22 protein-coding genes and 1 other RNA gene are annotated in these 21,778 nt (G+C 65.9%); 15 read left to right on the top strand and 8 right to left on the bottom strand.

Annotated features, from left to right (window positions below):
- Positions 1-10: 10 nt before the first annotated feature.
- The 7 genes from ACDH77_RS08270 to ACDH77_RS08300 form a co-directional block, all read right to left on the bottom strand.
- Complete coding sequence (locus ACDH77_RS08270; protein ID WP_031422233.1) at positions 11-1,336, bottom strand: S8 family serine peptidase; 1,326 nt, start codon at positions 1,334-1,336, stop codon at positions 11-13.
- Positions 1,333-1,989 carry a zf-HC2 domain-containing protein gene (locus ACDH77_RS08275; protein WP_057681535.1) on the bottom strand — a complete coding sequence of 219 codons (657 nt, stop codon included), beginning with the start codon at positions 1,987-1,989 and terminating at the stop codon, positions 1,333-1,335. Before ACDH77_RS08275 ends, ACDH77_RS08270 begins: the two co-directional genes overlap by 4 nt.
- The gene (locus ACDH77_RS08280; RefSeq protein WP_007964109.1) at positions 1,986-2,579 is read right to left on the bottom strand and encodes a sigma-70 family RNA polymerase sigma factor; all 594 of its coding nucleotides are present in this window, start codon (positions 2,577-2,579) and stop codon (positions 1,986-1,988) included. Before ACDH77_RS08280 ends, ACDH77_RS08275 begins: the two co-directional genes overlap by 4 nt.
- Positions 2,580-2,630: 51 nt before the next feature.
- Positions 2,631-3,353 (bottom strand): hypothetical protein, encoded by a 723-nt coding sequence (locus tag ACDH77_RS08285; protein WP_031422236.1) that lies wholly within the window; start codon positions 3,351-3,353, stop codon positions 2,631-2,633.
- Between the two features lie 416 nt (positions 3,354-3,769).
- Positions 3,770-4,162, bottom strand: coding sequence for a c-type cytochrome (locus tag ACDH77_RS08290; RefSeq protein WP_011347070.1), 393 nt, complete (start codon positions 4,160-4,162; stop codon positions 3,770-3,772).
- A 26-nt stretch (positions 4,163-4,188) separates the two neighbouring features.
- Entirely contained in the window at positions 4,189-5,532 is a 1,344-nt protein-coding gene (locus ACDH77_RS08295; protein ID WP_031422239.1) for a hypothetical protein, read from the bottom strand.
- Positions 5,533-5,615: 83 nt separating this feature from the next.
- Positions 5,616-6,236, bottom strand: coding sequence for a cytochrome b (locus tag ACDH77_RS08300; protein ID WP_195903660.1), 621 nt, complete (start codon positions 6,234-6,236; stop codon positions 5,616-5,618).
- A gap of 304 nt (positions 6,237-6,540) precedes the next feature.
- On the opposite strand from ACDH77_RS08300, the gene ACDH77_RS08305 reads away from it, so the two are divergent.
- From ACDH77_RS08305 to ACDH77_RS08375, 15 genes are all read left to right on the top strand, one after another.
- Entirely contained in the window at positions 6,541-6,978 is a 438-nt protein-coding gene (locus tag ACDH77_RS08305) for a sugar 3,4-ketoisomerase (protein WP_008574961.1), read from the top strand.
- Complete coding sequence (locus ACDH77_RS08310; RefSeq protein ID WP_218488616.1) at positions 6,975-7,646, top strand: acetyltransferase; 672 nt, start codon at positions 6,975-6,977, stop codon at positions 7,644-7,646. The genes ACDH77_RS08305 and ACDH77_RS08310 overlap by 4 nt, the downstream gene beginning before the upstream one ends.
- 3 nt (positions 7,647-7,649) lie before the next feature.
- Positions 7,650-8,603, top strand: a complete 954-nt coding sequence (locus ACDH77_RS08315; RefSeq protein WP_218488615.1) for a hypothetical protein — start codon at positions 7,650-7,652, stop codon at positions 8,601-8,603.
- A 7-nt stretch (positions 8,604-8,610) separates the two neighbouring features.
- Positions 8,611-9,522 (top strand): GNAT family N-acetyltransferase, encoded by a 912-nt coding sequence (locus tag ACDH77_RS08320; protein WP_057681532.1) that lies wholly within the window; start codon positions 8,611-8,613, stop codon positions 9,520-9,522.
- A complete protein-coding gene (locus ACDH77_RS08325; RefSeq protein WP_218195615.1) occupies positions 9,510-10,634 on the top strand; it encodes a DegT/DnrJ/EryC1/StrS aminotransferase family protein in 1,125 nt (374 codons plus the stop codon). Before ACDH77_RS08320 ends, ACDH77_RS08325 begins: the two co-directional genes overlap by 13 nt.
- The gene (locus ACDH77_RS08330) at positions 10,631-11,884 is read left to right on the top strand and encodes an O-antigen translocase (RefSeq protein WP_011347075.1); all 1,254 of its coding nucleotides are present in this window, start codon (positions 10,631-10,633) and stop codon (positions 11,882-11,884) included. Before ACDH77_RS08325 ends, ACDH77_RS08330 begins: the two co-directional genes overlap by 4 nt.
- Positions 11,881-12,831 carry a glycosyltransferase gene (locus tag ACDH77_RS08335; protein WP_029819192.1) on the top strand — a complete coding sequence of 317 codons (951 nt, stop codon included), beginning with the start codon at positions 11,881-11,883 and terminating at the stop codon, positions 12,829-12,831. The genes ACDH77_RS08330 and ACDH77_RS08335 overlap by 4 nt, the downstream gene beginning before the upstream one ends.
- On the top strand, positions 12,828-13,961 hold the full coding sequence (locus ACDH77_RS08340) for a hypothetical protein (RefSeq protein ID WP_057681530.1): 1,134 nt from the start codon (positions 12,828-12,830) through the stop codon (positions 13,959-13,961). Before ACDH77_RS08335 ends, ACDH77_RS08340 begins: the two co-directional genes overlap by 4 nt.
- 43 nt (positions 13,962-14,004) lie before the next feature.
- Positions 14,005-14,856 carry a Wzz/FepE/Etk N-terminal domain-containing protein gene (locus ACDH77_RS08345; protein WP_057681529.1) on the top strand — a complete coding sequence of 284 codons (852 nt, stop codon included), beginning with the start codon at positions 14,005-14,007 and terminating at the stop codon, positions 14,854-14,856.
- 284 nt (positions 14,857-15,140) lie between these two features.
- Positions 15,141-15,983, top strand: a complete 843-nt coding sequence (locus ACDH77_RS08350; protein ID WP_011347079.1) for a class I SAM-dependent methyltransferase — start codon at positions 15,141-15,143, stop codon at positions 15,981-15,983.
- A 12-nt stretch (positions 15,984-15,995) separates the two neighbouring features.
- Complete coding sequence (locus ACDH77_RS08355) at positions 15,996-17,231, top strand: amidohydrolase family protein (RefSeq protein WP_218488614.1); 1,236 nt, start codon at positions 15,996-15,998, stop codon at positions 17,229-17,231.
- Entirely contained in the window at positions 17,228-17,926 is a 699-nt protein-coding gene (locus ACDH77_RS08360; RefSeq protein ID WP_218488612.1) for a class I SAM-dependent methyltransferase, read from the top strand. The genes ACDH77_RS08355 and ACDH77_RS08360 overlap by 4 nt, the downstream gene beginning before the upstream one ends.
- Positions 17,927-18,050: 124 nt before the next feature.
- On the top strand, positions 18,051-19,181 hold the full coding sequence (locus ACDH77_RS08365) for a glycosyltransferase family 4 protein (RefSeq protein WP_031422258.1): 1,131 nt from the start codon (positions 18,051-18,053) through the stop codon (positions 19,179-19,181).
- Positions 19,178-20,299: a glycosyltransferase family 4 protein gene (locus ACDH77_RS08370; protein WP_127171302.1), complete on the top strand. Its 1,122-nt coding sequence runs from the start codon at positions 19,178-19,180 to the stop codon at positions 20,297-20,299. The genes ACDH77_RS08365 and ACDH77_RS08370 overlap by 4 nt, the downstream gene beginning before the upstream one ends.
- Before the next feature lie 131 nt (positions 20,300-20,430).
- Positions 20,431-20,507: non-coding RNA, sX9 sRNA (locus tag ACDH77_RS08375), on the top strand.
- Positions 20,508-20,522: 15 nt separating this feature from the next.
- Here the strand turns inward: ACDH77_RS08375 and ACDH77_RS08380 are convergent.
- Positions 20,523-21,737, bottom strand: coding sequence for a nucleotidyltransferase family protein (locus ACDH77_RS08380; RefSeq protein WP_011347084.1), 1,215 nt, complete (start codon positions 21,735-21,737; stop codon positions 20,523-20,525).
- Positions 21,738-21,778: the final 41 nt, after the last annotated feature.

Genomic DNA, 21,778 nt, shown 5'->3' on the forward strand with positions numbered 1-21,778 from the left:
GCCGGTGCCGTCAGTTGGAGTGTTTGGCGTGAGGCGCCAGCGCCTGCACCGCGGCGCCGGCGTTGACCTGCAACTGCCCGTCGGAAACCTTGCTGGTGCGCTGCATGAGTTCGCGCAACGCCCTGGCATCCATCGACGGTTGCAACGACAACAACAGCGCGGCCATGCCGCTGACATGTGCGGTGGCCATCGACGAGCCGGAGGTGAAGTCGTAGCGGCCGTTCGGTTGCGTGGTCAGGATGTCCTTGCCGGGCGCGCTGAGCACGCCGGGCATGGCCGGTGTTGCGCTGCTGCTGCGCACGACCAGCACGCCGGGTACGTCATTGGGAAAGCCATCCATGCGCCCGTTCGGTGGCATTGCCGCCACCACGATGCGGCCCTGTTGCACCAGCTGCTGCAGCATCTTGCTCAGCAGCGGATCGGCGGGGCCACCCAGGCTCAGGTTGATCACGCGCGCTGAGCTGTTGTCGATCGCCGCCAGCGCCTTGGCCAGGGTGAAGGTATTGCACCGTGCGGTGGCGCCGACCGTGGGCGCGTACCAGCACGCCTTGTAGATACTCAGCATGGCCTTGGGTGCCATGCCGACGATGCCCTGGTGATTGTTGCTGCCGGCGGCAATGATGCCGGCCACTTCGGTGCCGTGCGGATCGGTGCTGGTCTTCACCGGTGTGTCGTCGACCAGATCGTGCACGTCGCGGATGCGCGCTTTCAGATCGGGGTGGTTGGTGTCCACGCCGGTATCGACGACCGCGATCACCACGCCGCGGCCCTCGGTCACGGTCTGTGCGCTGGCGGCATCGGTGTCGATGAAGCCGCGTTGCATGTCCACGTACGGGTCGTTGTAGCTGGACAGCGCGGTCGTCTTTTCCGACGCATCGGCGGAGAACACCGAGAAATCCTGCACTGGCTGCACCAGCTCCACGCCTTCGTCGTCGGCCAGCGCACTGACCAGTTCATCGCGCGAGACGCCCGGCGGCGGTTGCAGCACAGCGCAATACAGGCCCAGCGAGGTGATCGGCCAGGCCGAGACTTCGCGCAATTTGTAGCGCTGCTTGATGCTGTCCATGCGCGCGGCAGCCTTCTGGCCGGCGCCGTAATAGCTGGATGCGTAGCCGATCAGGCTGGAGCCGGCGCGGGCCGGCGGTGCGGCGAGCGGGTTGGCTACCGCCAGCAGGATGTCGCGGCTGCTGTCGGGCATCTGCGCATCGGCCGGCGGCATGGCAGGATCGGCCCCCTCGGCGGCCGGCTCCTGCATCGCTGCGGCAGCATGTGCGTTGGCGTGCGCCCCCAGGCCGGCGAGCGCGGCGATCAGACCGATGGCGAACAGACGATTCATGGGGCCGAGACGATCTCCGCCAGCCGGATGCCCGGGGTGGCGCGTAGTTGCTGCACGGTCTGCTGCGGTTGGACCGGGGGCTGCGGTGCGGCAGGCACCACGGTGTAGGCGCCCATGTCGTTGGGGCCGCCGACCACCTGCAACTGCTGCGCATGCAGCAGCCGGTCCCAGTCGGCCACGGTCATCTTTGCATCCGGCACCACGCGGATGGCGCCCTGCGGCACCGGCAGGGCCGCCACGCTGCTGAGCGTGCGGTAGTCGTGCGATGGCGCGGGCGAGGCCAGCTTGACACCCATCACGCCCAGCCCGATGGCCTGGACCAGCGCCGCGGCGGCCAGGGCGCGTACCGTCCAACTGCCGGAGCGGCGTGCGGCCGGCACGCGCGCAGGTGCGCTGTGCTGCTCCGGTGCATCCAGGCGGCCGAGCAGGCGTTGCAGACCGGCGTTCGGGTCCAGATGCACTGTCGACGGCAGCGCCAAGGCCTGGCGCAGGCGGCTCTGCTGGGCGAATTCGGCGCTACATGAGGCGCACTTGGCCACGTGCGCGATCAGCCAGGTGTTTTCTTCCTCGGTGGCACTGTTCAGCAGCACCGCCGGCATCAATTCCCAGGCGTGCGAGCATTCCTTGCCAGGCGCGATGAAAAACGTCTTCATTGCATGGTCTCCGTGTAAGGGGCGCCGCCGGCCAGGCCGGGCAGCACATTGCGTAATTTGACCCGGGCGTGGAACAGCCGGGCTTTGATGGTGCCAACCGGGCACTGCATGATGTCGGCCACTTCCTCGAGCTTGTGGCCGACGCCGTAGACCAGTTCGACCACCAGGCGCTGGTCCGGCGACAACCGCTCCATGCCCTTGTCCAGCCAGTCGCGCAGTTCGCGGTCGTCGTTGTCGTCGGCGCTGGGGGCGTGGTCTTCCACCAGGGCGGTGTCGTCGATGGCTTCGCCGTCGTGCTGGCGCAGGCATTTGAGTCCGCAGCGGTAGGCGATGCCCATGATCCAGGTGGAGACCTGCGAGTCGCCGCGGAAGTCGCCGGCCTTTTGCCAGGCGATCCAGAAGCAATCGTTGATGGCCTCTTCGATGATGTCCGGGCGGCGGGTCAGCCGCGACAGGAAGCGGCACAGCCGTCCGTGATAGCTGTGGTACATGCTGGCCAGCGCGTCGCGATCGCCCCCGGCCATGCGGCGCAACAGCATGCGGTCGGTGGCATCGCCCAGGGTGTCGGTGTCATTCATCGGTGCAGGCATGGCGGGTAACCCACGTCAGTGCGCGCAGGCAGGCAAAAGGTTGCGTGTGGATCAGAAGGTTCTGGCGACCGTGCCCAGCCACGGCATGTCGCCGGGGCCGCCCTGCATGCGCGGGGTATTGCCGCTGGTCAGGATGCGCTCGGCTTTCAGTGTCCATCCGGCGCGGTTCCACTTCAGGCCCACCTGGCCGTACTGATAGCGGCCCGAGCGCGCTGCACCGTAGGCCATGGCCGGAAAACGCGACGAACCGGCACCGAGCGACAGGCTGACATCGTTGCGCAGCGGGACGTTGGCGGTGATGTCGAACGCCACGTTCCACGGCGACCGGTCGGCCCGCGGGAAATTGAAGGTGGACAGCGAAAACGTCAGCAGGTCGCGGTAGGACCAGGCCAGGCTGGCTTCCTGGCGGTCGAAGGTGCGCGTGGCGCGGTCGGTCGGGTAGCCGTAGTAGAGCAGGCTGGCCTGCATCTGCCAGCGGTCGTCCAGCATCCAGGCGCGCCCGACCTGGGCGGTGACCGCGACCGGATCACTCCAGGCGGGGGACTGCAGCGCCACCGAGGTGGAAACCGACCAGCCGGGGGCGGGCAGCCAGTAGCCGGCGGCCTGCACGGTGACCTTGTTGGGCGCGATCGAGATACCACGGTCGATCAGGCTGGAGGTCAGCGCCACTGCACCGCCGAAGTCCTTGGCCAGGGCGCTGCCGCAGGAGCCGGCTGCCAGCGCGAGCAGCAGCCACTGCACCAGCGTGCGGTGACTGTGTGGTGGGCGGCGCACCCGCGGTTGGCCTGGTTGCTGGGCGGATAAGGCCGGTTGTGCTTCGCACCGTGGGTGGCGTGCGGCACTGTCCAGCAGTGCGCCCACGCAGAAGACCGCGCGTGCGCAGTGGCGTCGCGGTCGAGAGGGGAGCGGCTTGGAAGCTGGAACGGTCGGCAATGGCGTGGGCGGGTGTCAAACAGGGACGCGATGGTGCCCCAGGGCGGCGAACGAGACCACCGCGGCGGCGGCGATTGCGTCCGTATACGCGAAGGCACCGCGTCGGGCAACGCGAATCCATCCGGGCCGGCCGGTCGCGGCCGCCTGCAACGCCTGGCTGTGCAGGCGGCCGACGGACAGGCTGCCACGGCTGGGCGATTGGCGCGCCATGCGTCCGCCCCCTCGGGCGAGGACGCGCCATGCCGCAGTGGCCGCGCCTACTTCAAAGTGTTGAGATAGGCGATCAGTGCGTCGAGCTCCTTCGGGTCGTCCAGGCCGTCGTACTTCATCTTGGTGCCCGGCAGCGCCTTGGACGAGGATTGCGACAGATAGGTCTTGAGCTGGGCCGGAGTCCAGGTCCACTTGCTGTTCTTGAGCGCATCGGAATAACCGCCGAAGTCTGCGACGGTACCGGCAGGGCGGCCTGCCACGCCGAACAGCGACGGACCTTTCTTGTTCTTGCCCGGTTTGACGCTGTGGCATTCACCGCATTCGGTGAGGAAGACGCCGGCGCCGTCGGCAGCGTAGGCCGAGGGCATGGTCAGTGCGCCCGCCAGCATCAGGCCGGCCAACGGGGCGCACAACACGGAGAGTTTGCGTGGTGGGTTCATGTGGATCCGTACAGGTGCGGGAGGGATCAGAAGGCCAGATTGACCGACAGGGTGAAGCTGTCGAGATCGCGCGGATTGGTGATCGGCGGGCCACGGAAGACGTTGGAGGTGCTGCCGTTGAACTTGTCGAAACGGAACCAGCCGGCGGACACGCGCAGGTTGGCCATCGAGGTGTAGGTGCCGTCCTTGCCGAACGGGGTCCAGTACAGCAGGATCAGATTGCTGGTGGTGTCCGGGATACCCACCGGCGAATAGCGCGCCGCATCGAACGAGCCGCTGTTGATCATGTGCGCGGCCAGCACGCCGTAGGTCTGCTTGAAGGCGTAGTTCATGCTGAGGGTCTGATCGCGCACGCTGCCCCGGTCCAGCGCCGGCATGGTCGGGTCGGTCGACATCAGCGGGCTGCCGTATTTGCGACGCTCGTAGATGTTGACGTAGGCCAGCGACAGCACGTGCTCGCGGGTGCCGAGGAACTGGTAGGTCAGGTCGTAGCCCAAATCGGTGAGGTCGTCGCTGGGCCCGGTGCGCAGCGGCTGGCGGCGGGTCGTGAGCGCAGTCAGGCCCACCGAGAAGAACTGGCGCTTCATGTCCTTCATGTAGGCAAGACGCGCATAGCTGGTGTCGCTGAGCTTGCCCGGGTCGCCGTTGACCGGCCAGCCGAGGCGGTCCTGCGCAGACGGCGACAGCGCGCTGTAGCTACCCACTTCGCCGTACCAATTGCGGTCATACAGGCCGTAGACGCTGGCACCGATGACGCGGTTGGACAGCGCCGAGGAGCTGAGCATGGTGGAGGCGCCGCCATTGGAGGCAGGGGTAAGCGTGGAGGCGTTCGGCAACACGTGCACCGGGTCGGAAATGCCCGGGTTGTTGTTGACGCTGACACCGATCATGGTGTCCTTGCCCGCCATCTGGAACGGCTTGCTGACAAAGCGCAGATCGACATCGTCCAGGCGCGTATCGAAGGTCGCATTGCCGCTGTTGTTGGAGCGGATCTTCGAGTAACCACCGATGTTGTCGTTGAGGCGGCCGCCCAGATACAGATCGGCTTCGCGCAGGCGCGAGGTGCTGTCGCCGCGGCTGGGGTTGTTGCGCGACCAGGTGAGCTGGCCGGACACCGGGATCTTGGTGCCCTCGCCATCGGTATCGGTAAAACCGCCGAGCTTGAAGCGCATGCCGTAGGGCGTGAGCGAGGGACCATAGGAGCCGACATGGCAATCGGCGCAGGACGAGCCGGTCTGGCGCGCGAACGAGGGAATCGCCTGCGCCTGCGTACTGGCCAGTAGCAACAAGGGGCCGGACACGCACAACAAGGACGTCAGGGAGGCGGTACGCGCGGCAGTGCGACGCGGAGCGGGCTGGGGCATGGGCATGGAAAGTCCTTGTTCGACGGTGCGGGAGGCAGCGGTGCGGGAACGGGCGAGGAAACGAATGACAGACGGCGGGGTGCGGCGGCTCATGCGCGCTTGCCCGGCAACACGCGGCGCAACAGGCCGTCGCGCAACACCAGGTGATGCCAGAGCGCGGCGCCGATATGCAGCAGCACCAGCGCCAGCAGCGCCCAGGCTGCGTTCAAGTGCCAGGTGCCCAGGGTGTCGCCGAGGTCGCCGTCCGGAGCGACCAACGCGGGCAAGGGGATGCCGAAGAAATACACCTGCTTGCCGTAGGCGCTGCTCAGCGACCAGCCCAGCAATGGCAGCGCGAGCATCAGGCCGTACATCGCCACATGCGTGGCACCGGCGGCCAGGCGCATCGGCAGCGATGCGGGTGGACCGGGCGGCAATCTGCGCAACCGCAGGCGCAACCCGATGCGTAACGCAAACAGCACCAGGACCAGCAAGCCAAAGTGGCGGTGGCCTTCCAGCAGCCACTGACGCAGTGCGCGGCCATCCAGCTCTGCGCGCAGCAGGATCAGCGTGGCCGCCATGGCCAGGCACAGCACGGTGAGCCAGTGCAGCACGCGCATCGCTTTGGGCAAGGGCAGCACGCGCGCAGCTGCGGGCGCCTGTTCTGGCAGGGGCGCGGTGTCTGTGCCGTTGACGGGAGCGCTGGCGGGCGCAGGGGGGGAGGAACGCATCTGATCTGTCTTCCGGTGGTGGTCGTTGGTTCCGGCTGCGCGCTGCGCTGCCAGGCCTGGCTCCCCACGCCGGCCGAACGGCGGCCAGGTGAACGTGCACCGATGGGTGCGGCGATGTCGGAAAAAGGTTGCGTCGCCGTGGCACCTGGTTCGCACGTGCTGCACACCGAAGCGCTGCGATGCGGTCGGCTGCGCTTGCGCGCACAGCGCTTCGTATGGCCCCGAGCGCGCGCAACCTTTCGCGCAACCCGACGCACTCAGGCATGTCGCACTACGTGCAGTCAGCGGTTACGCCTCTCCGATCATGGCTATCGAACGCATCCAGTTGCATACCCACGGTGACGATCGCGGGCTGCTCATTTCATTGGAGCAGCAGCGCAATGTTCCGTTCGAGATCCGCCGTGTGTATTACCTGTTCGGCACGCGCCACGACGTGCACCGCGGCCAGCATGCGCACCGCCAGCTCAATCAATTCGCCGTGGCCTTGCACGGCTCGGTGACGATTCTGCTCGACGAAGGCAACGGCAATGGTCCTAGCGAAGTGGTGCTGGACGACCCGTCGCAAGGCCTGCTGCTCGGCCGCATGGTGTGGCGCGACCTGTACCGCTTCAGTGCCGACTGCGTGCTGATGGTGCTGGCCGACCAGTTTTACGACCCTGGCGATTACATCCTGGATTACGACCAGTTCGTGAGCGAAGTGCGCACTGGCGCCGCGCTGCAAGCCTGCAGGCTGGAAGCATGAGCGCACCGAGGCAACTGGTGATTGTCGGCGCAGGCGAGTTCGCGCAGATCGCGTGCGAGTACTTCCAGCACGACAGCCACTACACGGTGGTCGCCTTCAGTGTGGAGCGCGATTTTCTGCTGCAGACCACCGTGGCCGGCTTGCCGGTGGTGGCGTACGAAGAACTGGAACAACGCTATCCGCCGCACGACTATGCGGTGTTCGTGGCGATTCCGGCAACGCAACTCAATCGCCTGCGCACCCGTTTTTTTCAGGATGTGGTGCGGCGCGGCTATCGCTGTGCGACGTACGTGAGCTCACGCGCGTTCGTCTGGCATAACGCGCAGATCGGCGCCAACTGCTTCATCTTCGAGGGCAACGTCGTCCAGCCGTTCACTCGCATCGGCGACAACTGCGTGTTGTGGAGCGGCAACCATATCGGCCACCGCACGGTGGTGCAGGATCATGTGTTCATCGCTTCGCATGCGGTGATTTCCGGCTATTGCGAGATCGGGCAGGGCAGTTTCATCGGGGTCAACGCCACGCTCAGCGACAAGGTGCGGATCGCCGCGGACAACGTCATCGGTGCCGGCGCGCTGGTGACGCGACATACCGAAGCCGAGCGTGTGTACGTGGGATCGCCGGCACGCGCGGTGGCGGGCAGATCCAGCTTCGATGTGGAGCTCTGAACGGTGTTTGCCTGGAACAAGCGCGGCTTGGTGTTCGACGTCGCACGCCACGGGGTGGGTGGCTGGATGCACCATGCGGCCCTGACGCCGACACCGTATCGCCTGTCTGCTCAGGTGTTGCGGGTGTACGCCGGCTTTCGCGATGCGCAGGGCGTGAGCCGGATCGGCTACGTGGATGTGCGCGCCGATGCGCCAACGCAGATCGTCGGCGTCAGCAAGCAGCCGGTGCTCGACATCGGCCGTGACGGTTGTTTCGACGACAACGGCATGATCCTGGGCGATGTGGTGGCCGGGCCGGACGGGCTGTACCTGTTCTATGTCGGCTTCCAGCGCGTGGCCAAGGCCAAGTTCCTCGCCTTCACCGGTCTGGCGGTCTCCTGCGACGGGGGGGAGAGCTTCCAGCGTCGGCAGGAAACGCCGCTGCTCGATCGCGCCCCCGGTCGCAGCACGATTGCCGCAGTGCATTCGGCACGCTACGAGGAGGGCCGCTGGCGGTTGTGGTACGCGGTGGGCGATGACTGGGAAACGATCGGCGGTCAGCCATATCCGCGTTACCACATCCGCTACGCCCAGACCGACGACCTGCGCTGCATCCCCACCGACGATGCTGTGTGCCTGCGTCCACGCGGCGACGAATACCGTATCGGGCGTCCGCGCGTGTACCGGCTCGGCGAGCGCTATCTGATGTATTTCACCCGTGGCGACCTTCAGGGCGGCTACTTTCCCGGCATCGCCTTCAGTGGCGATGGGGTGCACTGGGAGCGCGACGACCGCCAGTTGGGGCTTGCATTGTCCGATGACGGCTGGGATGCGCAAACGCTGTGCTACCCCGCCTTGATTCAGCACGGCCAGCGCCTGTTGATGTTCTACAACGGCAACGCGATGGGGCAGGCAGGCTTCGGCCTGGCAGAGGCGGCGTTGCCGGTTGCGTTACAGGGCGGTCATGTTTTCGGTTAGGTCTTACATGCCGGGCGATGCGTCCGCGTGGGATGCCCTGGTGGCGTCATCGCGCAATGGCAATCTGCTGCATCGGCGTGACTATATGGACTATCACGCCGAGCGCTTTGTGGATGCGTCCCTGCTGGTCCAACGTAGGGACACGGTGGTGGCGGTGCTCCCGGCCAATGTGCGGGGCAGTTGCGTCAGCAGCCACGCCGGGCTCACCTATGCCGGGCTGCTGTCGTCGATGGCGCTACGTGCCGGCGCCACCTTGCAGGTGTTCGAGCAGATTGCCGCGCACTACCGCGCGCTTGGCGTGCGCGAGGTCATCTACAAGCCGGTGCCGCATATCTTCCATGCGTACCCGGCCGAGGAAGAGCTCTACGCACTGCATCGGCTTGGCGCGCAGCTGTGCCGGCGCGACTTGTCGTCGGTGATTGCACTACGCGAGCGGCCTGCATTAAGCACCGAGCGGCGGCGTTCCATTGCCAAGGCGCGCAAGGCCGGCGTGCAGATCCAGCGCGGGACCCAGCTCGATGGATTCCATGCGCTGCTGACCCAGGTGCTGCAGCGGCATGGCGTGGCACCGACGCACCGGCTGGATGAGCTTCAACTGCTGCAACGCCGGTTCGCGCAGCAGATCGTGTTGCATGAAGCGCGCGCTGATGGACAACTGGTCGCAGCCGCATTGGTCTTCGACTTCGGCCGCTGCGTGCATACCCAATACCTGGCGGTCTCCGAACAGGGGCGCCAGCTGGATGCGTTGAGCCTGCTGCTGGCCGACCTGATTACCGATGTCTATGCGCAGCGCGAATATTTCAGTTTCGGTATCTCCACCGAACAGGGCGGGCAGGTGCTCAACGAAGGCCTGGTGGAACAAAAGGAACGCTTCGGCGCGCGCGCCGTGGTGCAGGATGTCTATCGATGGTTGATGTAATGGATGTGCCTTTCCTGGATTTGCGTGCAGTCAATGCGCGCTATGCGGATGAACTCAAACTCGCAGCGGCACGCGTGATCGATGCCGGCTGGTATGTGCTCGGTCAAGAGCTGGCCGCGTTCGAAGCCGAATTCGCCAGTTATTGCGGCACCACGCATGCAGTCGGCGTGGGCAATGGGCTGGATGCGTTGGCGTTGATCCTGCGCGGCTATCGTGAGCTGGGGGTCTTGCGCGAAGGCGACGAAATCATCGTGCCGGCCAACACCTTCATCGCGACATTCCTGGCGATCAGCCAGAACCATCTGGTGCTGGTGCCGGTCGAGCCGGACCCGGTCACTTTCAACATCGACCCAGCAAGGGTGGAGAAGGCGATCGGGCCACGCACGCGCGCCATCATGGCAGTGCACCTGTATGGCCAATTGGCCCAGATGCAGGCTCTGCAGACCCTGGCCCATCGCTACGGCCTGCTGCTGATCGAGGATGCCGCGCAAGCGCACGGGGCACGCGCACAGGGGCGGCGCGCCGGTGCCTTCGGCGATGCGGCGGCCTTCAGTTTCTTCCCGACCAAGAACCTGGGTGCACTGGGCGATGGCGGCGCAGTCACGACGTCGGATGTACGTCTGGCCGAGTGCATTCGCGCGCTGCGCAACTATGGCTCGGAAGTGAAGTATCACCATCTCTGCCAGGGGGTGAACTCGCGTCTGGATGAAATGCAGGCTGCTTTCCTGCGCGTCAAGCTGGGCTATCTGGAGGACGAAATCGCGCTGCGGCGTGCAGTGGCACAGCGGTATCTGCACGGCATCTGCAACCCGCTGATCGTGCTGCCCGCGCCGGTGGCAGAGCAGCAGCACGTCTGGCATCTGTTCGTGGTACGCAGCCCGCAGCGCGATGCCTTGCAGGCACATCTGTTGCGGCAGGGCATCCACACGCAGATTCATTATCCGGTGCCGCCGCATCGGCAGCCGGCATACGCCACCCTGGGCGAGGCGTGCCTGCCGCTGAGCGAACAGCTGCATCGGGAAGTACTGAGCCTGCCGATGGGGCCGGCGCTGGACGATGCAGCAGTTGCGCACGTGATCGCGGCCTGTCAATCGTTCGGCAGCAACACATGAATCTCGTGCGCAGCAGCGCCTACACCGGCGTTGCGACGCTGGCCAAGCTGCTGGCGGCATTGGTGGTGGTCAAGCTGGTCGCCGTCTACGCCGGGCCGCAGGGCGTGGGCCGGCTTGGCCAGTTCCTCAACCTGATGTCGGTGCTGGCGGTATTGGCCGGTGGCGGCATCAGTGCCGGCATCGTCAAGCATGTAGCGCAGTACCGCGACGATGCGCCCGAGTTGGCGCGCTTGCTGAGTGCGGCGCTCTTATACGCATTCTGCGCGGCCTGCGTGATCGCGCTGCTGGCCATAGCCTTCAGCGGAGCCATTGCCGAGCGCTTGCTGGGCGATGCGAGCTACCGTCCGCTGATCTGCGTGTTGGCAATCGCGCAGCTGGGAATCGCATTGCTCAACTACATACTGGCGCTGATCAACGGCTTCATGGACGTGCGGCGGCTCGCCTTCGTGCAAGTGACAGGCGCCGTGCTGAGCGTTGCCTTGGTGGCGTGGCTTTCCAGCCAAGTGCAACTATACGGGGCGCTGCTGGCGCTGGTCCTGGGTCAGGTACTGTGGCTGCTGGCTGCTGTTCCGGCACTGCGGCGTAGCCCCTATTTTCAGCCTGCCATGTGGCGGATGCGCTTCGATGCGGAGATGACCCGTCGGCTGGCGGCATTTTCGCTGATGACGCTCACCTCGACACTGGTGCCGCAGCTGGCGACCATCCTGGTGCGCGATCATCTGGCGCTGCAATTCGGCTGGGGGCAAGTGGGCTACTGGCAGGCGGTGAGCCGGGTCTCCGATGCCTATCTGCTGTTCTTCACCACCGCCATCAACGTGTACTACCTGCCCAAATTGGCGTCGCTGCAAGGCGCTGCGGGGCTGGGCAGCGAGCTGCGCAGTGCATATCGCTATGTCATGCCGGCGGTGATCGTGGCGGCGCTGGGCGTGTATGTATGCCGCGATTGGGCGACCCGGCTGCTGTTTGATCCCCAATTCGCCGCGGCGGCGCCCTTGTACGGCCCGCAGCTGCTGGGCGATGTGATCAAGATCGCGGCGTTCGTGCTGTCGTATGTGATGGTGGCCAAGGCGATGACGCGGCTGTTCGTGATTTCCGAATGCGTGTTTGCAGCGAGCTATCTGGCGCTGGTGTACGTGTTCACCGCGCAGTTCGGGCTGATCGGCGCGATGTACGCGTTTGCAGCAAACTACGTGCTGTATCTGTTGTTCAACATCGTGGTGGTGCGGCGCTACCTGGAGCGGGCGGCATGAACGATCAGGCACCTGTATCGGCACGTGCACGCTGGCCGTTGGTGTCGGTACTGATTCCGGCGTTCAACCATGAGCATTTCGTGCAGCGCTGCCTGGACAGCGTCCTGGAAGATCCGTATCCATGCAAGGAAATCGTGATCATCGACGATGGCTCCAGCGATGCCACCGGCGAAAAGATCAGTCAATGGATCAGCGATCATGGGCATCGGCTACCGGTGCACTTCGTGCAACGCGAGAATCGGGGAGTTGCCGCCACGCTCAATGAACTGGCCTTGCGTGCGCGGGGAGAGTATCTGCGGCTTGGCGCAAGCGACGATTATCTGTTGCCCGGCGGGCTGGACGCGCAGGTGCGCTATCTGCGCGGACATCCGCAAAAACTTGCGGTGATCGGCGATGCCTGCGTGGTCGACGCGCATGGGCGACTGTTGCATGGCAGCGCCATGCGCGATCTGCATAAGGTCGACAAGGGCTTGTATCGCTGCGAATCCGGCATCCGGCATGCGGTGATACGGCGGTGGGCAGTCAGTGGCGCGGTGACGCTGCTGCGGCGCAGCGCCTTCGACGCGCGCAGCGGGTGGGACGAGTCGCTCCGAATCGAAGACTGGGATTTTTTCCTGCGCCTGGTTGCAGCCGATGCGCTGGCTTTCATCGATCTGCCGGTATGCGCCTACCGCTTGCATGGCAGCAACCTCAGCAAGACCGCAAAGGTGCCGGCACGCATCGCCAACCTGCGCGAATCACGGCAAGTGGCGTTGCGCTGCGCACCGTTATTCGAAGAGCCCGATCGCACACTGCTGCATGCGCAGGCGCGCTACATCGCTGCCAAGGTGGAATTCCTGCGGCGCCGGCCGCACCGGGTGGCTGTGCATCTGGTGGCCTACGCATGGTTGTCGCTGTCTGCCAGATGGCGTCCGAAACGTACTGCGCGTGCGGTGGAGCTTGCATGAGCACGCTGTTGCGCCGCCCGGCGACATATCTGGCCGTGCCGATGCTGCTCAGCTGCGCGCTGACGTGGCTGACCTATGCGCTACCCGATGGCTACCTGGAAGGCATCGTGCTGCTGGCGCTCGCGGCAGCGGCCACCTTCTCGCTCGATACGGTGCTACGCACGCAGGTGCCGTCGGTCGAGCGCTTTCGCCACTACCGTTACGCCGGTACCCGCGATGCATTCCTGGCGATGGTACTGGCCGCGGCGGTGACGGTGTTCTGCATCGCCGACCTGGTGCTGTTTCCGATTCCGTTGTTCAGCGATCCGGCGTCGTACGCCACCTTGAGCCCGTTGCGTGCGCACGTGCGGCACATCTCCAATATGTGCTGGATCCTGCCGCCGATCGCCCTGCTGTGCGTACGCCATCGTGGGCTGCGTGCGGCGATGGTGACGTTGGGATTCGTGTTTCCGATCGTGGTGATCGATCGCAACCGCATCTTCGCCGGCCTGTTCTCGTTCGTGCTGGTGATGCTGCTGCGGCGCGATCCGGCGCGTCGGCTGCCGTGGAAGACCATCGGCCTGCTCGTGCTGGCCGGCGGTGGCGTGTTTTCGATCCTTGGCGCGTTGCGCTCCGGTTCCCTGGCCACCGTGGCGTTGCCGTTCAGCGCGTTCTACCGTGCCATGCCGCAGGGCGTGCAATGGTTGCTGCTCTACATCAGCGCAGGGCCGTATAACTTCGGTGCGATGTTGGCCAAGGGCTACGTCAACGCCAGTTTCCTGATCAATCAACTGGTGCCGTTCAGTGGTTCGATTGCCACCGCCGGGACCAGCATTCCGCTGGATGCACCCAACATCAATGTGGGTACCGAGTTCTTTCCGTTCTTGATGGCGTGGGGCGCTGCCGGTGCCTTGCTTGCAATGTTGGCCCTGTACGCCGGGCTGGTCTGGAGCGTGCGCCGCCTCAATGGCTCGCTGTCGATCTTCCATGTGCTGATCTTCCTGCGTATCGCCTACGCCTGCCTGATGTCGCCCTTCGCGCCGCAGGCGTTCACATGGACCAACTTCGGCTTTATCGCGCTGTGCCTGGTGCTGCATGCCTGCACGGTGCTGCTGCCCAATCGCCTGTCCGCACATCCGTCTGCCGCGTGAGCGGGCAGCACGTCATTCATCGCCCCGTTGCAGAGCCACGCCCATGAATCAACACGACGAAATCTATCTGATCGACCTGTGGCGCATCCTGCGCCGGGAATGGCGCTGGGCAGTGGCAGCGCTGGTGGTGGTGCTGGGCCTGACCTTCGCCTTCACCCGCCTGGCCAAACCGCAATGGGAGGCAACCGCGTGGATCCAGGTTGGCGAAATCGGCCCGACTCCTGCTGGCCGCGACCCCAAGGTCGAACCGTTTCAGCGCGTGATCGATCGCATGAAAACGCGGCTGTTTCAGGATGCGGTGTTGCGTCAGGCGCAGGTGCCGCTCGATAGCCGCGCCGCGCAGCTGTATCGCGGCAGCCTGAAGCCGGACCCCGACCCTTACGCCAATCTGATCGGTGTGACCATCCGGGCTGAATCGGCGCAGCAGGCGCGCACGCTGGCCACCGCCACCGTGACCCAACTGCAGATACTGCACGGCGGCACCAATGCAGCTGCGCTCGATCTTGCGCGCGCCCGCCTGCAGGGCTTGAGCGAGGATCTGCGCGCGGCCACCAGCCATCGCGAGCAGCTGCAGCGGCAATTGCAGGCCGGGCAGGGAGGGGCTTCCGCCACGCCGACACAGGTCCTGGCGGGCGTGTTGCTCACCGACAGCAACACCACGATTCGCGCCTTGAAGAGCGAGCGCGACGACCTCGTCGCCCGGCTCACCGCGCGCTACACCTACCAGACCTCGCTGGCGTGGCCGCTGTACGTGCCCGACCGCCAGGCGTATCCAAATGCGATCACCGCCTGGGCGGCCGGCCTGCTGGCCGGCGCAGGGCTGGGCGTGCTGGCCGCAGTGCTGCGCAATGCGGTGCGTCGTCGTGCGCGGACTCCTGCACACGCCGATGTGTGACGCTGCAGTGGTGCCTCGGCGCAAACCGGGGGAATGCACTTTCGCATGCAGCAGGCCCCGGGTGATACGCGAGCGAAGGCGAGGCCGTGCATCGCATGCGGCGCGTTTGGCCAATGCATGCATGTTGGGTGTGATTGCCTGCGCCAGCTCGGCCACCATCCAGTGCGCTGCAACCAAACCGGCAACATCGCGCACTCACGGGTCTATCAAGCGATGCCGCATTGGTGGCGTTGCGACCGGAGAGTGTGTGGTGAAAACAATAGGACGGGTGTGGGAGGCTGCGCATGTCGTCACTCAGTGAGCATGCGGCGCGGGGCGGCACGGTCGCGCCGGAGCAACTGCTGGAAACGCAACGTGCCTTCGACAGCGTTGCTCCCGACTACGATGGTCCCCGCGGCAACAACGCGCTGATCCAGCGCATGCGCACCACGCTGTGGGACACCGTAGCGAGCGAGTTGCCGGTGGGGTCGCGGCTGGTCGATCTGGGCTGCGGTACCGGCCTGGATGCTGGCGAATTCGCGCGCCGCGGATATTCCGTGCTGGCCACCGACTGGTCGCCGGCCATGGTCGAGCGCACCCGCCATCGCGCTGCCACGCACGGTCTGCAAGAACGCCTCACCACCGCGCATGTCGGCATCCAGCAACTCGATCGGCTGGAAGGCAGCTTCGATGGCATGTACTCCAACTTCGGCCCGCTCAATTGCGCGCCCGATCTGCCGGCCGTTGCCGCACAGTGCGCGCGCCTGCTGCGCCCGGACGGCTGCTTGGTGTTTTCGGTGATCGGGCGGATCTGCCCGTGGGAAATCGGCCATTACGCCTTGCGTGGGCGCCTCAGGCGCGCGGCGGTGCGTGCCGCCAAAGGCGCAATTGCGGTGGGCATGAATGGGCACACCATCTGGACCTGGTACCACCTGCCGCGCGAGTTCTACCGTGCATTCGAAACGCACTTCGCCCTGGACAGCTACCGCGCCTTGAGCCTGTTCCTGCCGCCGCCGTATCTGGTGGAGTTTTGCGAACGCAATCCACGCCTGTCCGAGCGCCTGGGGCGCTGCGACGACCGGTGGGGCGGGCTGCCGCTGCTGCGCGACATGGGCGATCACTTTCTGATCGTGATGCGCAAGCGCTGAGTGGAGCAGTCGATGGCCATGGCCGATGTCTGCCTGCAAGGCGCACGTGCGATCACCCAGGCCGGTCCGTCGCGTGCCGCAGTGACGATCCGCGCGGGGCGCTTCGGCGGCACGCTGGGCACCGGCACCGTGCGCATGGATCTGCAAGGGCATGTGCTGGCGCCGGGCCTGATCAATGCGCACGAACATCTGCAGGTCAACTGCGTGCCGCCGCTGCCGCAGACCGCGCCGTTTCGCAACAGCTACGCGTGGATCGAGGCATTTCAGGCGCATTTCCAGCATCCGGACGTGGCCGCCGCACTGCGTGTGCCCAAGGCAGTGCGGTTGCGCCATGGCGGTTTGAAGAACCTGTTGGCCGGCGTCACGTGCGTGGCCCAGCACGACCCATGGCACGCCACGCTGGACGAAGCGAATTTCCCGGTGAGCCTGCTGCGCGACTTCGGCTGGAGCTACGCATTGGGGTGGACAGGCTACGGCCCGCCCGTACAAAGCAGCTTTGCCGCGACCCTGCCAGCGCATCCCTGGATGATCCATCTGGCCGAAGGCACCGATGCGGTGGCGCGTGCCGAGCTCGATGAACTCGACCGGCTCGGCTGCCTGGCCGCCAACACGGTGTTGATCCACGGCGTAGGCATGGGTGAGCAGGATATCGATCGCGTGATCGCGCGTGGCGCAGCCGTGGTGTGGTGTCCGTCCAGCAATCAGGCGCTGCTCGGCCGCACGCTCGATCCGTGGCGCTTGTGCATGGCCGGCCGGCTGGCGCTGGGCAACGATTCGCGCATCAGCGGCGCGCGCGACCTGCTGGAAGAACTGCAGATCGCCAGCCGGAGCGGACTGGCACCGGACCAACTGCTTGGCATGGTCACCAGTGACTGTGCGCGTATCCTGCGCATGGCAACGCGTGGGCGGATTGCGCCTGGAGCCGCTGCAGATGTGTTGATCGTGCGCGACCGCGGCGGCGAACCTGCCAGCAGCATCATCGGTTGCACGCGCAGCGACTTGCGTGCGGTGATTCGCGATGGCAAGCCGCGCATCGCCGATCCGGATTTTGCGCCGTGGTTCGGCGCGGCCGGCATCCGGACCGTGCCGGTGTTGCTGGACGGACGGCCCAAATTGCTCGATGCCACGCTGGCCGACCCGGCGGTGCTGGCGCTCGAACCCGGTCTTCAGCGTTTAACGCAGGAGCAGCCGGCGCAGGCCGCCGCGCAGGTTACCCATGCGCCGGTTGCCAATGGAGCGCTTTCGTGAGCGCAGTGCCGGTGCTCGAGCCCGCTGCTGCCTACGCACTGTGGGCGCAGGCGTATCCACCGCACGCGCACAACCCGGTGATGCTGGCCGAAGAGCGCGCCATGCTCGCACTGATGCCATCCAGCCTGCAGGGCCAGCACGTGCTGGACGCCGGCTGTGGCAGCGGCCGCTACATGCTGCACGCACTGCACCGTGGGGCCCGGCAAGTGACCGGTGTCGACCTGTCGCCGCAGATGCTGCACCGTGCCGGTACCGAGCTCGCACAGGACTGGCCGGCCGCACGCATCGTTCTGCAACAAGGCAGCCTGGATCATCTGCCGTTGCCCGATACGGTGGCCGACCTGAGCTTGTGCGGTCTGGTGGTGGGGCACCTGCAACAGCTATGGCCGGCGCTGGAAGAACTGCATCGCGTCACCCGCGTCGGCGGCATCGTGCTGTGCAGCGACGTCCACCCGATCGGCCACGCGCTGGGCTGGCGGCGCGACTTCAAGGCCGATGGGCAGCACTACGCGGTCCGCCACACCCCGCATCTCTATAGCCACTGGCATTCGGCATGCACCGCACTCGGGTTCGCGATCGAAGCCGTGTCCGAGCCGATACTGGATCCCGCGGATATCCCGGCCGGGGCACGTTTCGACAAGATGGCGCTGCAGGTGCCGGTTGCGCTGGTGCTACGGCTGCGACGGGTCGCGTGAGCAAGATCTTGCACACCGCAGTGGCTGTCTGTGCGTGGGTTACTGCCCGTCAGCGGCACGCTGCGGTCGCAGCGGCAAGCAGCAGCGACGTTGCGTCGATCGCCATCCAGGCGCTGCCGGCCCTATGAGCCTGCACGTCGCACAGCTGAATCTGGTTCCCACGCCCGATGGCCTGAACGTGGAGCAGGTGTTCGCGCAATGGCCGACGTTGGCAGATATCGCCGAAGCTGTCGCCAGTGCTGGCGTGCAGGTGTCGGTGATCCAGGCCTCCGCCTTGAACACCAGGTTGCGCCGCCAGGGCGTGGATTACCGCTTCGTCGATCTGCACCAGCGTGGCAGCGCAGTTCGCGCCCGTACGCTAGCCGCATTGCTGCACGAGAACGATGCCGATGTGCTGCATGTACATGGTCTGGAATTCGCCGGCGATGCGCGGCGTCTGGCGCGCCTGCTGCCGCAGCTGCCGATCCTGCTGCAGGATCATGCCAACCGGCCACCACGCTGGTGGGCCAGCCGCCTATGGCGCGCACGCTACGCGGCCGCAGCCGGCATCGCGTTCACCTCGCTGGAGCTGGCGCGGCCGTTCGTGCGTGCGCGCCTGTTTCGCCGCAGCACGCAGCTGTATGCCATCCCCGAATCCAGCAGCCGCTTCACCCCGGGCGACCGATTGCAGGCACGCGAGCAGACGCGGGTGCACGGTGACCCTTGTGTGGTGTGGATCGGCCATTTCAGTCCAGCCAAGGACCCGCTCTGTGTGCTTGATGCAGTGGCCCTGGCTGCGCGTGCGTTGCCCGGTCTGCGGTTGTGGTGCGTGTTCGACCAGGCGCCACTGATGGCGCAGGTGCAGCAGCGCCTGCGCGCCGACCCACAGCTGGCCAGATGCGTCCACTTGCTCGGCAAGGTCGAGCACGCACACGTGCAGGAGCTGCTGCGTGCGGCGGATTTGTTTGTTTCTGCCAGCCATGCAGAAAGTTGCGGTTATGCCGCACTGGAAGCCTATGCCTGCGGTTGCCTGCCGCTGCTGACGGCCATTGCGTCGTTTCGTGCGCTCAGCGATGACGGCGCAATGGGCGAGTTGTGGCCGGTCGGCGATGCATCGGCATTGTCGGAACTGTTGCTGCGCGTCAGTCGGCAACGCCCCTCGCGCGCACAGGTGCGTGCCCATTTCGACGCGCGCCTGTCGTTTGCCGCAGTGGGCCGGCGCTGGGCGCAGGCTTATACGCACTTGCGCGCGACCACGCCGGAGCGCACCGCATGAAGCTGGCCTTGGTGGTGCCAGGTGGTGTGGATCGGAGCGGGGAAGTCCGCGTGATCCCGGTGTTCCTGACCTTGATCGAGTGGCTGGCACGCAACCATGACGTGCACGTGTTCGTGCTGCATCAAGAGCCGCAGCCGGGCATCTGGCGCCTGCGCGGTGCCACGGTGCACAACATCGGCGCGCGTCGGACGCGGCTGCGCGCAATTGCCGCCATCTGCGACGAGCACCGGCGCGAACCGTTCGCTGTGATTCAGGCGATTTTTTCCGGCTATTGCAGCTTGATCGCGGTCACTGCCGCCAAGCTGCTACGCCGTCCCAGCATGGTGCATATCGCCGGCGGCGAGTTGGTGGCCTTGCATCGCATCGATTACGGCGGCCGCCGCAGATGGCGAGGGCGTCTGCGCGAGGCGATGATCCTGCGGCTTGCCGACCAGGTAACGGCTGCCAGCGCGCCCATCATCGCTTCGCTGCAGGCACTGGGCATTGCTGCGCAACGCGTACCGCTGGGCGTGGATCTGCGCGCCTGGCCGCCTGCAGCGCCGCGCGCCCGTACCGGGCCGACCCCGCGCCTGCTGCATGTGGCAAGCCTCAATCCGGTCAAGGATCAGGCCACCTTGTTGCAGGCAATGGCCGCACTCAAGCGCGCCGGCGTTGCCTTCACCCTGGACATGGTGGGCGTCGACACATTGGGCGGTGCCATGCAGCGCCTGGTGCAGCAGCTCGGCTTGCAGCAACAGGTGCGTTTTCTCGGCTTCAAGACCCAGCGCGAGTTGCGCCCGATCATGCTGTCGGCCGATCTGCTGGTGCTGTCCTCGCTGCACGAAGCCGGGCCGCTGGTGCTGCTGGAAGCTGCCGTTGCAGGGGTTCCTACGGTGGGAACTGCGGTGGGGCATCTGGTCGAGTGGGCTCCTGTCTGCGCATTGGCGGTGCCGCCGGGCGACTGGGCCGGAATGGCAGAGGCCATCCGCCAGGTGCTCGGCGATGACGAACTGCGCTTGCGCCTTGCCTGGGCGGCGCAGTGCCGCGCCGTCCGCGAAGATGCTGCATTGACCACGCGCCTGTTCGAGCAGTTGTATCGCCAGCTGTGCGAGCAGCGGCCGCTGCCTGAAGTGCGTTGATGTGCGCGGCAAGGCAGGGCGCTATCGTCGGTGATCTCGTGCGCTCGTGCCTTGAGCGAGGAAAACTCCTTAGCAGCTGACAAAACGACTGTGCAGCCGCCACGCGGGTGCCACCGGTGCTCGGAATCGGCATGTGCCACATGTACGCTGCGGTTCTGAGCGCGCCGTCCGCGCCCACCTGACGGCTGCTCGCTACGTTTTGTTAGCCGCGCTTAGCGCAGCCTCACGCCGGCTGCAGATAGCCATCCAGCGCCGCACGCACCACGTACAACATGTCCGTGCGCGGCACGGGTCTGGTCAGGCGCGTCACCAGGCGGCGCGCCTGGGTTTGGCGCACCCATGGCTGATCCTGCAGCCATAACTGGGTCTGCAGCATGTCCGCGCGCTCCTTGCGGCTTTCTGCCGAAGGCACCACACGGCTGTGCAGATACTGCCGCGCTTCGCCCAACGAGCGCGACCATTCGATGCCAGGCAGCGCCGATAACCACAGGTTCGAGCACGATGCGGCGGTGAGCGTTTGCCGGGCTGCTCGCATGCGCAGCAGCGCAGGACAGTCAGCATGCAGGCGCGCCATCACCGCGGCTGGCACCACAGCGCGGTAATAGCGCTGCAGCAACAGCAGTGGCGGCAACGCCCACCATGGCGGCATGGCGCTGTCTTCCCACAATTGCTCCCAATCGCGCGGGCCCATGCGCGTTGCCAGCAAGGCAAGATCATGCAGATGCATCAGGCGAATGGTGCGGTGGCAGATGCCGCCTGCCGCATGCAGCAGCAAGTGACACATCAATGCGCCGATCGATGGATAGGGATTCAAGCCCGGTTGCGGCCGCTCCGGCCGGATTCGGTCAGTAATCTCCACGCTGCTCACCGGCAAACGTTCCTGGATGCGCGTGTGCAGCTCGATATTGATCGGCGCATCGCGGTGTTCGCCTAGCCCGGCCACTGCCTCGCCGTGCTGCGGCTTGAATACCTGGTGCTTCCACTGCTCGAAAGAAGCGACGTAGCCCAGTTCGCACAACAACGCCGCCGCTGCAGGCGCGTCGTCGGGTTCCACCAGCAGATCGATATCGGCCATCGGGCGGTCGCCAGGCAGATACACACCCAGTCGATGCAAAGCGGTTCCTTTCAATCCCACCAGCGCGACGCCCACGCTGCGGGCAGCGGTATCGATACGAGTCAGCAGCAGCGCGATGCGCCGATGGCGGTCTTCGACATGGCTGCGCTGTTCGCTCAGGAAGGCATTCCATTCGGCGTTCTGCCACAACGAGCGGCGCTGCAACAGCGGCGAAACGCCGTGCGCGGCCGCTGCCGCTGCCGCCAGCTGCCACTGCAGCCGGTCCCATTGCGGCAGTGCATCGCCTGGCTGGGCCAGCTCCAGAGCCAGCCGTTCGGTCGCCGTGTGCAGGCGGTGCTTGATGGTGCGAAGGGAAGGCTGCATGCGCGTGGTCCGGTCAGGCAAGGTGTCGATAGATAAAGTGT

The sequence above is a fragment of the Xanthomonas axonopodis pv. maculifoliigardeniae genome (assembly GCF_041519315.1).
Taxonomy (GTDB): Bacteria; Pseudomonadota; Gammaproteobacteria; order Xanthomonadales; family Xanthomonadaceae; genus Xanthomonas; species Xanthomonas euvesicatoria.